The organism is Parafilimonas sp. (assembly GCF_051953455.1).
Lineage (GTDB): Bacteria > Bacteroidota > Bacteroidia > Chitinophagales > Chitinophagaceae > Parafilimonas.
Genome location: NZ_JBQCIT010000025.1, coordinates 114913 through 126784, shown reverse-complemented (window position 1 = coordinate 126784; position 11872 = coordinate 114913). Strand labels below are relative to the sequence as shown.

Below are 11872 nucleotides of genomic sequence, written 5' to 3'. Positions count from 1 at the left end.
AGCATCATAACGATTGTTGCTGCCGGCGCCATTGCCGTGTATTGTTATTATTTATACTAAATCAAGAAAAATGAAAAATATTTTCAAAAATTTTGGTGCTGATTTTTCAGCATCTGTTGTTGTGTTTTTAGTGGCATTGCCATTATGTTTAGGCATTGCCCTGGGTTCAGGGGCGCCCTTGTTTTCAGGATTAATTGCGGGTATTGTTGGTGGTATTGTTGTAGGAAGCCTTAGTGGCTCGCAATTAAGCGTTAGCGGTCCGGCTGCAGGCTTAACGGCTATTGTTGCAGCAGGCATTTTAAAGGTTCCTGCATTTGAAGCCTTCCTGCTTTCAGTAATCATTGCAGGTATTATACAGGTTATTTTAGGCTACATAAAAGCCGGCGTATTTGGCGATTATATTCCCACAAACGTTATTAAAGGAATGCTTTCTGCCATAGGCATTATTCTTATCTTAAAACAAATTCCACATTTGTTTGGTTATGATGCAGATTTTGAAGGCGATTATGCTTTCGCCCAGCAGGATTCAGAAAATACCTTCAGCGGAATATGGCGTGCCCTTTCAAAAATTACGCCGCTGGCAATAATTATTGGCATTGTTGCATTAGGCATACAGATATTTTGGGACAAAGTATTGGTGAAAAAGGGAAAAATTTTCAAGCTTATTCCTGCGCCGCTTGTTGTGGTAATTGCCGGCGTGCTTATGAATATGTTTTTATCAAACGGCAGTTCATTACAATTACGTGAAAACCAGTTAGTAAATATTCCTTCAGCTGATGGTGTAGGCGAATTCTTTTCATTCTTTATGCTTCCTGATTTTAAATATTTGGGCATGCCTGAAATATGGATAACCGGCATTACCATTGCCATTGTTGCAAGTCTTGAAACCATGCTGAATATAGAAGCTTCGGACGAACTTGATCCTTATAAACGTGTAACGCCAAAAGACAGGGAATTAAAAGCGCAGGGCATAGGAAACCTGGTAAGTGGCTTAATTGGTGGTTTGCCTGTAACATCTGTTGTCGTAAGAACATCAGCTAATATAAATAGCGGCGGCAGAACAAAAGCATCCACTATTATGCATGGGATTATGCTGCTGCTTGCAGTGGCTTTAATTCCTTTCTTAATAAATCTTATTCCATTGTCTGCTTTGGCAGCCGTGCTTATTTATACCGGCTATAAACTGGCAAAGCCTTCTTTGTTTAAAGAAATGTACCGTGGCGGTTTTGATCAGTTTGTACCTTTTGTGGTTACCATTACTGCTATTATTTTCACCGATCTTTTAATAGGGATAGTAATAGGTATTGGCGTAGGCCTGTTCTTTGTATTGCGCAGCAATTTTAAAACATCTTTCTTTGTTGTGCATGATGACAGCAAATACCTGTTTCGTTTGAGAAAAGATGTATCTTTCCTGAATAAGCCTCTGCTTAAAAACAAGCTGGAACAAGTGCCGGAGAACTCGTCGGTTTTGATTGATATTTCAAGAGCCGATTTTATTGATAAAGATGTGATAGAAGTAATTAATGACTTCTTACAACATGCACCTCTTAAAAATATTAAGACATCTGTTAAAAAAAGTCCGGTTAAAACAAGACACGCAAAATTGAAAAGCCATTTAAACAATCAATTAAATTAAAATAATATAAAATGACACCTTACGAAAAGCTATTACTGGAAAATAAAGGCTGGGCGCATGAGATGGTAGAAGAAGACCCGGATTATTTTTACCGCCTTTCAAAGTTGCAAACCCCTGAGTTTTTATGGATAGGCTGCAGCGACAGCCGCGTGCCTGCTGATAAAATTACCGGTACGCAACCCGGCGAAATTTTTGTGCATCGCAATATCTCCAACCTCGTTATCCATACCGATGTAAACCTGCTGAGCGTATTGGATTATGCAGTAAACCATCTTAAAGTAAACCATGTAATTGTTTGTGGTCATTATGGTTGCGGCGGCGTTAAAGCTGCCATGAGCAATCACAATTACGATTTGGTGCTGAATATGTGGCTCAGGAATATTAAAGATGTTTACCGTTTATACCGCGATGAACTTGAAAGCATAAAAGATGAAGAAGCCCGCACAGACAGGCTTGTGGAGCTGAATGTAAAAGAACAGGTGATGAAGCTTGCTAAAACATCTATCATTCAGCGGGCATGGAAATATGGCAACCGCCCCGTATTGCATGGCTGGGTATATGGATTGAAAGACGGCATTATTAAAACGTTGTTTGATATGCAACCCGGTGCAGATATAGATACTATTTATAAATATGATGATTTATAGGAACTATTTTTTATCGCCCTGTTTTTCCTGCTGCATAAGGTCAAAGTTTGCTTCGGCGGCTTTGGCCTTTTCAAAATCCAGCACAACGCCGTTTATGCAATAACGCAAGCCTGTTGGCGCCGGCCCATCATCAAACACATGGCCTAAATGGGAGCCGCACCTGCCGCACATTACTTCTGTGCGCTGCATGCCATAACTGTTATCAGGTGCATATATAATAGAGCCCTTTGAGATGGGTTTATAGAAGCTTGGCCAGCCACAACCACTTTCAAATTTTGTATCACTTTCAAATAAAGCATTACCACAAACAGCGCAGTAATATGTTCCGGCTTCTTTTGAAAGTTCATATTCGCTGCTCCACGGTTTTTCGGTGCCTTTCTCCCTTGCAACACGATATATGTCAGGAGACAATCTTTTCTTCCATTCATCATTACTCACCACAATTTTATGGGTATCTGTATGTGAATAGTCGGGATTATTTGTATTATTATTCATAATGATTTTTGAATTGCTTGTACAAGATATTATAAATATCAGCTAATGAAAATCAACGCAAATATCATGCAGCTCATTATTAACTGTCAGTCCTGCTGATTAATTGTACAGAAGGCTTTTGCAACGGCAGGTGCTGATTTTTAACCACAAGCCTTTATATTTGCCACTTACCTTAGCAAGCAAATGTTTAATATAATTTTATTTGGCCCTCCGGGCAGCGGCAAAGGCACGCAGAGTACAAAGCTGATTGAGAAATACGGATTAAAACATCTTTCAACGGGAGATTTGCTGCGCAGCGAAATTGCACAGCAAACGCCGCTTGGCCTTGAAGCAAAAAATTTTATTGATAAAGGCCAGTTGGTGCCTGATGAAGTGGTAATTGGAATGATAAGCACCGCGCTGGAAACACATCCTGATGTTCCGGGATTTTTATTTGATGGATTTCCCCGCACGGCCACACAGGCAGAAGCGCTGGATAAATTACTCCAGCTTAAGAAAACATCCATAGCTGTAATGCTGGCTTTAGATGTTTCGGAAGAAGAACTGGTAAAACGTTTACTTAAACGAGGAGAGAGCAGCGGCCGTTCTGATGATACAAATGAAACCGTTATCCGCAGCCGCATTGAAGAATATGAAACAAAAACCAGGGCTGTTGCCGATTATTATAACCAGTTCAGCAAAGTGGTGCATTTAAAAGGCGAAGGCAGTATTGATGAAATATTCAATTCTATTTGTGCGGAGATTGACAAACGCAAATAACTTTTAAACAACTTTTGGAAAGTTTAAACTTTCCAAAAGTTATCTCTTAACTAAGGCCGGTAAGCTTTAGTGTTAGCTCTTTCAGCTTTTTTCTTGCCTCAGCATCATATGCCTGCGTATGCGCTTTTGCTTCTTTCTTCACGTTAAAATATTTACCGGTCACATTTTTTAAGTCTTCAGAAGTGGCAAGATATACTTCAGCGTCGGCGCCGCTTTGTGCTGTGCCAAGCGGTTTAATGCCTGCTTCATTTACCATATTGGTGTCGAGGTAAGTTCCGGGATGTAACGCATTTACTGTTACATTATTATTTTTTAACTGCTCCGCCAGGTCAAAAGTGAACATAATTAATGCAAGTTTGCTTTGCGTATAAGCCGTAACGCCATCAAAGTCCTTTTCCAGCATTACATCATCAAAATTAATAGCCGACTGTCCGGCAGAACTCACATTTACAATGCGTGAGGGCGCTGCTTTTTTAATGGCTGGCAGCAACAGGTTTGTTAACAGAAATGGAGCAAGATAATTTACCGTGAACCTTGTTTCAAAACCATCTTTACCATATCTCGGCGCTGCAAAACCTGCGCCTGCATTATTGATAAGGATATTGATAGAACTGTGGTTTGACAAAACATCATCAGCCAGTTGCCTTACTTCATTCAATGAAGAAAAATCTGCAACATAGCCTTCCATATGTTCGTTATCACTATCCCGTTTTATTGCTGCAATAACTTCATTAACCTTGGTTTTATTTCTTCCATGAATAATAACTGTTGCTTCTTTATTTTTTGCAGCCAGGTCAATCGCAGCAAACTTTCCAATGCCATCTGTTGCGCCGGTTATAAATATGGTTTGCATAATAAAATAATAATTTATTGTCTTTGCTGTTGATTAAACTTTACGACGAAGTTGTCTTAAAAGTCAGGGTTAGAAAATATGCCACGAAATTCCAAAGGCCTGGTTGAAGATTGTTCTTGGTACCTTAGTTCCTTCGTGGCAAGTCATTCCTTTTGAGATAATTTTAATTTTAATGATTTACCAGTTTCATGGCGCCTTCGCTGTAACGGGCGCCTGTATCGGGATGTTTTTCTAAAACGGTTTTTATTGCATCAAGGTCATCTGCTGTTAAGGTTACATCAACAGCGCCGGCATTCTCTTCTAGATATTTGATGCGCTTCGTTCCGGGAATCGGTATAATATCTTCACCCTGTGCCAAAACCCAGGCCAAAGCCAGTTGAGATGGCGTGCAGCTCTTTGCTTTGGCTATCTCCGCAAACTCATCCACCAGTTGTTGATTGTTTTGCCAATGCGCATCATCAAAACGCGGCAAAGTTCTGCGAAAATCGTCCGCGGCCAGTTTTGCTTTATCGGTAACGGTTGCCGTAACCAATCCCCTTGCCAGCGGAGAATAAGGCACGAGCGTTATTCCAAGTTCACGAATGGTGTTTAATATTTCTCCTTCAATATCTCTTGTGAGTAAAGAATATTCGCTCTGCAATGCAGCAATCGGATGCACTTTATGCGCTTTGCGAATGGATGCTGCCGAGGCTTCTGATAAACCGAGATAGCGCACTTTGCCTTCCTTTACCAGATTGGACATGGCGCCCACCATATCTTCAACAGGAACATTTGGATCGATGCGGTGCGCATAATACAAATCGATCGTATCAATTTTTAAACGCTTTAAACTTTTTTCAACAGCTTCCTTTACATATTCGGGGCGGCCATCGAAATAAGTGCCGGGCGAGCCGGCAAATCCGTTTGCATTTTCTTTTACACGAAAACCAAATTTGGTGGCTATAAAAATTTTGTTGCGGTTTGGGGCAAGCACTTTGGAAATAAGTTCTTCATTATGTCCCTGGCCATACATATCGGCTGTATCCCAGAAATTAATGCCCAGTTCCAGCGCTCTTTCCAATACCTTAATGCTTTCCTCATCGTTCCTTGGGCCGTAGGCAAAGCTCATGCCCATGCATCCTAAACCAATGGCAGAAAGTTTTTCTCCGGTGTTTGATAATTGCCTGTATTTCATAGTTAATATTTTAATGGTGCAAAATTAAACAAGTACCGTACCGGAAGGATTGCAGCATTCAAACCAAAACTTAAGAAATTCAAACAATTGCCGCAACTGGCTCATCTTTAAAGGCTAACCAGCCTGATAAAAAAATAAATCAGTCAATCAGCGATTGCCTGTATGCTTTGGGGTTTGTATTGGTTTGTTTTTTAAAGAAGTTATTAAAGTAAGCGGGATAATCAAAGCCAAGGCTGTAAGCAATTTCGGCAATATTCCAATCTGTATGCCGCAGCAAGGCTTTGGCTTCGGTAATAATGCGTTCGCTTATATGTGCCGTGGTGGTTTTGCCGGTAACTTCTTTTACTGCCCGGTTTAAATGGTTTACATGAACCGATAACCGCGTGGCAAAGTCATTGGCCGTTTTAAGTTTAAAATGATGAACGGGAGAATCAATGGGGAATTGCCTTTCGAGCAATTCTATAAATAAGGAAGTAATGCGCTCAGCGGCATTGCTATGCTTAAAATAATTATCTGCAGGGTGCAATTTCATAGCTTCATGAATAAGTAAATGCACATAATTGCGCAGCAGGTCATGCTTGAAAGCATAATCGCCTTCTATTTCGGCGAGCATTTTTTCAAACAGGCTGGTTATAAATTTTTGCTGCAATTCATCAATAAAGAATATTGGCTTACCGCCAATCTTAAACATGGGCACCTGGGCCAGTTCTTCATGCCGTATAAAATCTTCTTTAAACAAACAGAAATAGCCGCTTTGCTCTTCGGAGCTCGCTTCCCATGAATATGGAACATTCGGGTTTGAAAATAATAATGCCGGCTTGTTTATTTCGATGCCTTTTTCTGCATAGTACAAAATGCCATTACCAATTATAAGCGATATTTTATAATAATCGCGGCGGCTGTAAGTGGAATGCGACCTGCATAAATAATCTTCCCGCCTGTATACATTAAATAACGATGTTGCCTGTTTGTTGCCCAACAGGTCAGTAATTGAAGTATTAGCTTTCGGGTTATTTCTGGAAATTACTGCTGTGCCCATCCTGCTAAATTAAGAAAATCAAGCAAAGTGCATTTTAGGCTGATTATAATTTCAGAGGGTTGTTCTTCTTGCAGGTTAACACTTCCTGGTTTAATATAAAAATGCGAAAAATAAAATTGCTTCTGCAATGTGATATGCTTCGGATATTTACAGCAAATAAGAATTATGGCTTTTATTGATATTGATTCGCTCAACGAAAAAGAAGTTTTTCCCGGTTATAAGGGAAGGGCAATTCATACCGGCACCAACACGTACATGTATTGGAAAATTGATGCAGGCGCCGGCGTACCCGAACATGCGCACATGCATGAGCAAACCGCACATGTGTTAAAGGGAACATTTGAATTAACGATAGAAGGCAAAACGGAATTACTGGAACCGGGAAAGGCTGCAGTAATTCCGCCAAACGTAAAACACAGTGGCCGCGCTATAACTTATTGCGAACTGCTGGATGTTTTTTATCCTGAAAGGGAAGACTATAAATTCTGACATTTATAGCGAGGCCTTTGCCTGCAACCCATTTGCTGCAGCTGTGTTTTTAAGATCAGGCGCAGGTACGGCAGGTAGATCCATATTATGCATAACGACTATAAACCATTCTTCGCCTTCCCGTTGCATCACCAGGCTCATTAAACCTTTCCTGTCGGGCCAGGGATTGCCCATAAAATCCCTGGCGCCACTCATATTCCAGATCACATCAACTGCGGCAAACGTTTCATTCAAAAACCGTATATAGATTTTTAGGATGGATATGCTGCTTGTATTAAACATGGACGTAAAAATAGTGGCATGCTGTGCTTCAATAGCTGCCCTTCCATGGAACTGCTGGCCAAAAACATTGGTGAAATCTGCATCCTTTGCAAACACGCCGGCAAAAGCCGCAGCATTATGTATATTCCATGCGGTTTTAAATTTTTCAATCGCTTTCCAGATACCCTGTTCAGGTGTTTTGTTTTGACTATTCATAAGTTATTTCTTGATAAAGAATTTGTTGACAGCATAAAGATTATCTGATATTTTTTGCATATAAAACAGATATTGAATCGATTGAAGAAATGAAGAGATGAGTTGATGAAAAAGGTAAGCTCTTGTGTATTTTGTTATCGTTCAATAATCTTTGCTTCCTTTGCAGGATTAATAAATTGCAACAAAATGAATCTTGACCTAACCGGAAAAACAGCGCTGGTGTGTGGTGCATCACAGGGCCTTGGCCTTGCCAGCGCCACTGAGATTGCATTGCTCGGCGCCAATGTTATTGCTGTAAGCCGCAATAAAGAAAAACTACAGCGGACCATAGAAAGTTTTGATACATCAAGAGGCCAGCAGCATCATTTTCTTGCGCTTGATCTTTCCAATACAGAAGAAGTAAAACAAGCTGTTTCCGGTCTTCTTCAAACAATTAATACTATTCATATTCTGGTGAATAATGCAGGCGGCCCGCCACCCGGCCCTATGATTGATACGAATGCTGCTGAAATTGAGAAAGCTTTTCGCACACATGTTATCAGCAGCCAGATAATGGCGCAGCTTATTGTGCCCGGAATGAAGGCAGCAGGTTTTGGCCGCATTGTTAATATCGTTTCCACCTCTGTTAAGCAGCCGATAAATGGCCTGGGTATTTCCAATCTTGTACGGGCAGCGGTTGCCAACTGGGCAAAAACATTGGCCAATGAGATTGCAGGTTTTGGTATTACCGTCAACAATGTTTTGCCTGGTTCTACCAATACGCAACGATTAGATTCCGTTTTAAGCAAGCAGGCCACGGAGCAGCATATTAATAAGGAAGACTTTATAAGGAAAACAGCCGCCGCTATTCCTGCAGGCCGAATGGGTGAACCATCTGAATTTGGCGCTGCAGTGGCATTTTTATGTTCGCCGGCTGCATCTTACATTAATGGTATTAACCTGCCGGTTGATGGAGGAAAAACAGGTTGTTTGTAGAAATGAATTAATCCCCGAAGATTTAAAACACCCGGGGATTTTCTTTATTTTCCCTTCAGACTGCCGGTTAAGGCGGGCCAGTTTACAGCATCATTCCTCCGGATACTTCAATACGCTGAGCGTTGATCCATCTTGCATCTTCCGTGCAAAGAAAAGCAACAACGCCGCCAATATCATCCGCTTCACCCACGCGGCCTAAGGCTGTAACGCTGGCCACACGCTGATTTGTTTCTTTATCATCACGTATACGACCGCCGCCAAAATCGGTGGCAATAGCACCGGGAGCAACTACATTCGCCGCAATTTTCCTCGGGCCTAACTCTTTTGCCAGGTAACGTGTAAGTGTTTCTATAGCGCTTTTCATTGAGCCGTAAACAGAAGACCCCGGGAGAGAAAACCTTGCCAAGCCGGATGATATGTTAATGATGCGGCCACCGTTATTAATATAAGGCAATGCTTTTTGTGTAAGAAAAAATACGCCCTTGAAGTGAATATTCATGGCAGCATCAAACTGCTCTTCTGTTGCTTCCGCAAAAGGGCCATAAAAGCCGGTGCCCGCATTGTTGACAAGGAAGTCGATATTGGGGCTTCCGGTTTCTTTATTCAGGTAAGCTGTAAGCTCTTTAATAAAGCCATCAAACAATTTTATATTACTTGTATCTAATTGAAAGGCTGCTGCCTTCTGGCCGAGTGCCTGGATTTCTGCCACAACTTTATCTGCTTCTGCTTTATTGCTGTGGTAGGTAATGACAACATCAATACCTTTTTTGGCAATCTTAATAGCCATGTTTTTGCCGAGGCCACGGCTACCGCCTGTAATCAGTGCTATTTTGTTTCTGGTGCTCATACGTTTAAAATTTATACAGCAAAGCTACGTTAAGCTGTACAAGCAGTGTTTGCACACTTCAATCCAAGGTTTGCAAAATTCAAATAATATTCAGGAACGAAATGCTAACGGTGTAAAAGAGGTTTGCTTTTTAAAGAAATTGGAGAAATGGGCCACTTCTTCAAAACCCAGGCAATAAGCTATTTCAGAAATATTCCAGTCAGTTTGTTTTAATAAAATCTTTGCTTCCTGTATAATGCGGCTGCTTATAAAAGCAGTGGTGGTTTTACCTGTATTTTCCTTCAATGCTTTGTTGAGATGGTTTACATGAACGGCCAGCCTTTCTGCATAATCTTTTGCAGAGCGCAGCTTTAATTTTTGATCAGGTGATTCAATAGGGAATTGCCGTTCCAGCAATTCAATAAATAAAGAAGTTACGCGGGCAGATGCATTAAAGCTGTGTTGCGCAGTTACGGCTGGCTGCAGCTTTTGACCATAATGGATAAGCTCCAGTACATAATTGCGCAGCAGGTCATATTTATACGTATAATCAGATGCAATCTCTCTTTTCATTTTGTTGAATATCAGGTTAATTTCATCTGCTTCTGCATCGTTTAAGAGAAATACGGGAAACCCTCCCGGGCTGAAAATAGGCAATTCGTCAAGCTCTACACCACTTTTGCTTTTTATTAAAAATTCATCGGTGAAAATACAGAAATTCCCATGCAGTTTTTTATCAAGTGGTATCCAGTGATAAGGCACTTTGGGTGTAGCAAACAGTAATGCATTTTTTTCTATCTCAATAATCTTATCAGCATATTCTGCCCGGCTTTTGCCCCTGATAAGGCTTATCTTATAATAAGCCCTGCGGTTATAAGGCATTGCCGCTTTTCGCTTCACCGATTCAATTGTTTCTGCAATATCAAAAATATTAAAGTGCCCTATTTCCTTATTAATGCCCGGCGGTAAAAGCTTATTGATATGGATGCCGGTAAATTTTTCAGCCTCCTTGTAAAACTCTTCAAGTGATGTGCTTTTTATATTTTTTACCATAAAACGATTATTGCAAAATTCAAATATACAAAACATGCAAGGATAATCTCACCCGCACACCTGTTAACAACTTTAAGAAAATTACTGCAAGGCGGTACTGTAGTTTCGCTTTCATGAAATATGGTTTTTTGATTGCTGTATTATTATTTTCTGTTGCGGTAACTGCGCAGCCTCCCATGCCGGATGATATGGTATTCAGCCGGGTTACAACAAAAGATGCAAAGGCTGCCCGATACCGGTATCTTGCTGACACGGCGATAAAACAATATTTGCTGGATCCGCTGAATGATGATAATGAAGGCGAATGGAACGATGCTTTATGGGCAATGGAATTGCTTCAGTATAAAGATGACTTTACCCGCCAAAAACTTGGCGTTGCGTGGAGCAAAGCAGCGCAGCTATCTACTTATTTTCAAAAAAATTTACTGGAAACCACTTTTTCTTTATACAAAACAGAATTCAAACCGCAGGCATTACAACTGATGCAGCAAACAAAATCTGTTAGCATTTTTATACGCTGCGCAGAATATGTTTTAAGGGCTGATTCAGTAAATGGGAAATCGCTTGTGGCGGCATTAATTAAGCAAAAGTTCCCTTATGATAACAGCTTAGGAATGCAGTTATTAAAAAGCCGCATTTATGCCGGCAAGCCACAACCGAGACCACCAATGCTGGATATTTTCGACAGCGGTTTCCTGTCCGGCAAAACCGTTATTTTCAGCCTGCAGCGCAGCAACCGCGATTATGCAGGGCTGGTGCTCATCCGAAAGCCGGATGGAACATTTTTAAAAGATTCAACGGGCGGTTTTTTTCATACATCGCAACTGGCAAGGGCTATAACGAACTATCCTTTTTATATAACCAATGGCAATACACCGCAAGGCATATTGCGTTTCAACGGTTTTGATGTATCAAGGCTTTTATACATTGGCCCAACACAAAACCTGCAATTGCAGTTGCCCTTTGAAATAACAGCTTCCTCTTTTTTTGCAGACAGTAACTATATTGATTCTTCATGGAACCTGGGTTTATATGCTTCCCTGTTACCGCCATCATGGAAAAACTATAATAATATATATGAAAGTTTTTATGCCGGGCAAATGGGGCGAAACGCCATTATCATGCACGGCACCACCATCGATCCTGAGTTTTATAAAGACCAGCCTTATTATCCGCAAACGCCATCAATGGGTTGCTTATGTAGTTTTGAAGACTGGAGTGAAGACGGTTACAGAACCGTAAGCAACCAGCAAAAAATTGTAAATGCCATCAACAATATCGGGAGCAGCGAAGGGTACGTGGTGGTGATTGATATAGACAATAAAAAATCAAATGTGGATATAAGCGAAGTGCTGCCACTGCTGCGGTAGCGGAGCGAACAATCTGTAACTTCATAAAGCGGGGCCTATCGGTTTTTGCTTTAACTGTACGTTCACCGCCGTACAAAAA

General features: G+C 40.9%; 13 protein-coding genes. 6 read left to right on the top strand and 7 right to left on the bottom strand.

Annotation, left to right across the window (positions count from 1 at the left end; genetic code table 11):
• The first annotated feature begins 70 nt into the window (after nucleotides 1–70).
• Both ACTHN6_RS09890 and ACTHN6_RS09885 read left to right on the top strand, forming a co-directional pair.
• Nucleotides 71–1636 carry a SulP family inorganic anion transporter gene (locus tag ACTHN6_RS09890; protein ID WP_440435594.1) on the top strand — a complete coding sequence of 522 codons (1566 nt, stop codon included), beginning with the start codon at nucleotides 71–73 and terminating at the stop codon, nucleotides 1634–1636.
• Between the two features lie 11 nt (nucleotides 1637–1647).
• On the top strand, nucleotides 1648–2283 hold the full coding sequence (locus ACTHN6_RS09885) for a carbonic anhydrase (protein WP_440435593.1): 636 nt from the start codon (nucleotides 1648–1650) through the stop codon (nucleotides 2281–2283).
• Between the two features lie 3 nt (nucleotides 2284–2286).
• Here the strand turns inward: ACTHN6_RS09885 and msrB are convergent, their stop codons facing one another.
• Nucleotides 2287–2778, bottom strand: coding sequence for a peptide-methionine (R)-S-oxide reductase MsrB (gene msrB / locus ACTHN6_RS09880; protein WP_440435592.1), 492 nt, complete (start codon nucleotides 2776–2778; stop codon nucleotides 2287–2289).
• A 183-nt stretch (nucleotides 2779–2961) separates the two neighbouring features.
• Between msrB and ACTHN6_RS09875 the strand changes: the two genes are divergently transcribed.
• Entirely contained in the window at nucleotides 2962–3537 is a 576-nt protein-coding gene (locus ACTHN6_RS09875) for an adenylate kinase (RefSeq protein ID WP_440435591.1), read from the top strand.
• A 46-nt stretch (nucleotides 3538–3583) separates the two neighbouring features.
• Here the strand turns inward: ACTHN6_RS09875 and ACTHN6_RS09870 are convergent, their stop codons facing one another.
• From ACTHN6_RS09870 to ACTHN6_RS09860, 3 genes are all read right to left on the bottom strand, one after another.
• Complete coding sequence (locus ACTHN6_RS09870; protein ID WP_440435590.1) at nucleotides 3584–4390, bottom strand: SDR family oxidoreductase; 807 nt, start codon at nucleotides 4388–4390, stop codon at nucleotides 3584–3586.
• A gap of 169 nt (nucleotides 4391–4559) precedes the next feature.
• The gene (locus ACTHN6_RS09865) at nucleotides 4560–5564 is read right to left on the bottom strand and encodes an aldo/keto reductase (protein WP_440435589.1); all 1005 of its coding nucleotides are present in this window, start codon (nucleotides 5562–5564) and stop codon (nucleotides 4560–4562) included.
• Nucleotides 5565–5703: 139 nt separating this feature from the next.
• Nucleotides 5704–6603 (bottom strand): helix-turn-helix domain-containing protein, encoded by a 900-nt coding sequence (locus ACTHN6_RS09860; protein WP_440435588.1) that lies wholly within the window; start codon nucleotides 6601–6603, stop codon nucleotides 5704–5706.
• A gap of 165 nt (nucleotides 6604–6768) precedes the next feature.
• Here ACTHN6_RS09860 and ACTHN6_RS09855 point away from each other — a divergent pair, with 165 nt between their 5' ends.
• Nucleotides 6769–7092: a cupin domain-containing protein gene (locus ACTHN6_RS09855; RefSeq protein ID WP_440435587.1), complete on the top strand. Its 324-nt coding sequence runs from the start codon at nucleotides 6769–6771 to the stop codon at nucleotides 7090–7092.
• A gap of 3 nt (nucleotides 7093–7095) precedes the next feature.
• Here ACTHN6_RS09855 and ACTHN6_RS09850 read toward each other — a convergent pair whose 3' ends face one another.
• Complete coding sequence (locus ACTHN6_RS09850; RefSeq protein ID WP_440435586.1) at nucleotides 7096–7569, bottom strand: YybH family protein; 474 nt, start codon at nucleotides 7567–7569, stop codon at nucleotides 7096–7098.
• A gap of 186 nt (nucleotides 7570–7755) precedes the next feature.
• Between ACTHN6_RS09850 and ACTHN6_RS09845 the strand changes: the two genes are divergently transcribed.
• Nucleotides 7756–8544 carry an SDR family oxidoreductase gene (locus tag ACTHN6_RS09845; RefSeq protein ID WP_440435585.1) on the top strand — a complete coding sequence of 263 codons (789 nt, stop codon included), beginning with the start codon at nucleotides 7756–7758 and terminating at the stop codon, nucleotides 8542–8544.
• A gap of 82 nt (nucleotides 8545–8626) precedes the next feature.
• Here the strand turns inward: ACTHN6_RS09845 and ACTHN6_RS09840 are convergent, their stop codons facing one another.
• Nucleotides 8627–9391 carry an SDR family NAD(P)-dependent oxidoreductase gene (locus ACTHN6_RS09840; RefSeq protein WP_440435584.1) on the bottom strand — a complete coding sequence of 255 codons (765 nt, stop codon included), beginning with the start codon at nucleotides 9389–9391 and terminating at the stop codon, nucleotides 8627–8629.
• Nucleotides 9392–9481: 90 nt separating this feature from the next.
• On the bottom strand, nucleotides 9482–10423 hold the full coding sequence (locus tag ACTHN6_RS09835; protein ID WP_440435583.1) for a helix-turn-helix domain-containing protein: 942 nt from the start codon (nucleotides 10421–10423) through the stop codon (nucleotides 9482–9484).
• A 113-nt stretch (nucleotides 10424–10536) separates the two neighbouring features.
• Here ACTHN6_RS09835 and ACTHN6_RS09830 point away from each other — a divergent pair, with 113 nt between their 5' ends.
• Complete coding sequence (locus tag ACTHN6_RS09830; RefSeq protein WP_440435582.1) at nucleotides 10537–11793, top strand: hypothetical protein; 1257 nt, start codon at nucleotides 10537–10539, stop codon at nucleotides 11791–11793.
• Nucleotides 11794–11872: the final 79 nt, after the last annotated feature.

Coding starts and splice junctions, on each gene's coding strand:
- ACTHN6_RS09890 (WP_440435594.1), top strand. CDS start 71: ATGAAAAATATTTTCAAAAATTTTGGTGCTGATTTTTCAGCATCTGTT.
- ACTHN6_RS09885 (WP_440435593.1), top strand. CDS start 1,648: ATGACACCTTACGAAAAGCTATTACTGGAAAATAAAGGCTGGGCGCAT.
- msrB (WP_440435592.1), bottom strand. CDS start 2,778: ATGAATAATAATACAAATAATCCCGACTATTCACATACAGATACCCAT.
- ACTHN6_RS09875 (WP_440435591.1), top strand. CDS start 2,962: ATGTTTAATATAATTTTATTTGGCCCTCCGGGCAGCGGCAAAGGCACG.
- ACTHN6_RS09870 (WP_440435590.1), bottom strand. CDS start 4,390: ATGCAAACCATATTTATAACCGGCGCAACAGATGGCATTGGAAAGTTT.
- ACTHN6_RS09865 (WP_440435589.1), bottom strand. CDS start 5,564: ATGAAATACAGGCAATTATCAAACACCGGAGAAAAACTTTCTGCCATT.
- ACTHN6_RS09860 (WP_440435588.1), bottom strand. CDS start 6,603: ATGGGCACAGCAGTAATTTCCAGAAATAACCCGAAAGCTAATACTTCA.
- ACTHN6_RS09855 (WP_440435587.1), top strand. CDS start 6,769: ATGGCTTTTATTGATATTGATTCGCTCAACGAAAAAGAAGTTTTTCCC.
- ACTHN6_RS09850 (WP_440435586.1), bottom strand. CDS start 7,569: ATGAATAGTCAAAACAAAACACCTGAACAGGGTATCTGGAAAGCGATT.
- ACTHN6_RS09845 (WP_440435585.1), top strand. CDS start 7,756: ATGAATCTTGACCTAACCGGAAAAACAGCGCTGGTGTGTGGTGCATCA.
- ACTHN6_RS09840 (WP_440435584.1), bottom strand. CDS start 9,391: ATGAGCACCAGAAACAAAATAGCACTGATTACAGGCGGTAGCCGTGGC.
- ACTHN6_RS09835 (WP_440435583.1), bottom strand. CDS start 10,423: ATGGTAAAAAATATAAAAAGCACATCACTTGAAGAGTTTTACAAGGAG.
- ACTHN6_RS09830 (WP_440435582.1), top strand. CDS start 10,537: ATGAAATATGGTTTTTTGATTGCTGTATTATTATTTTCTGTTGCGGTA.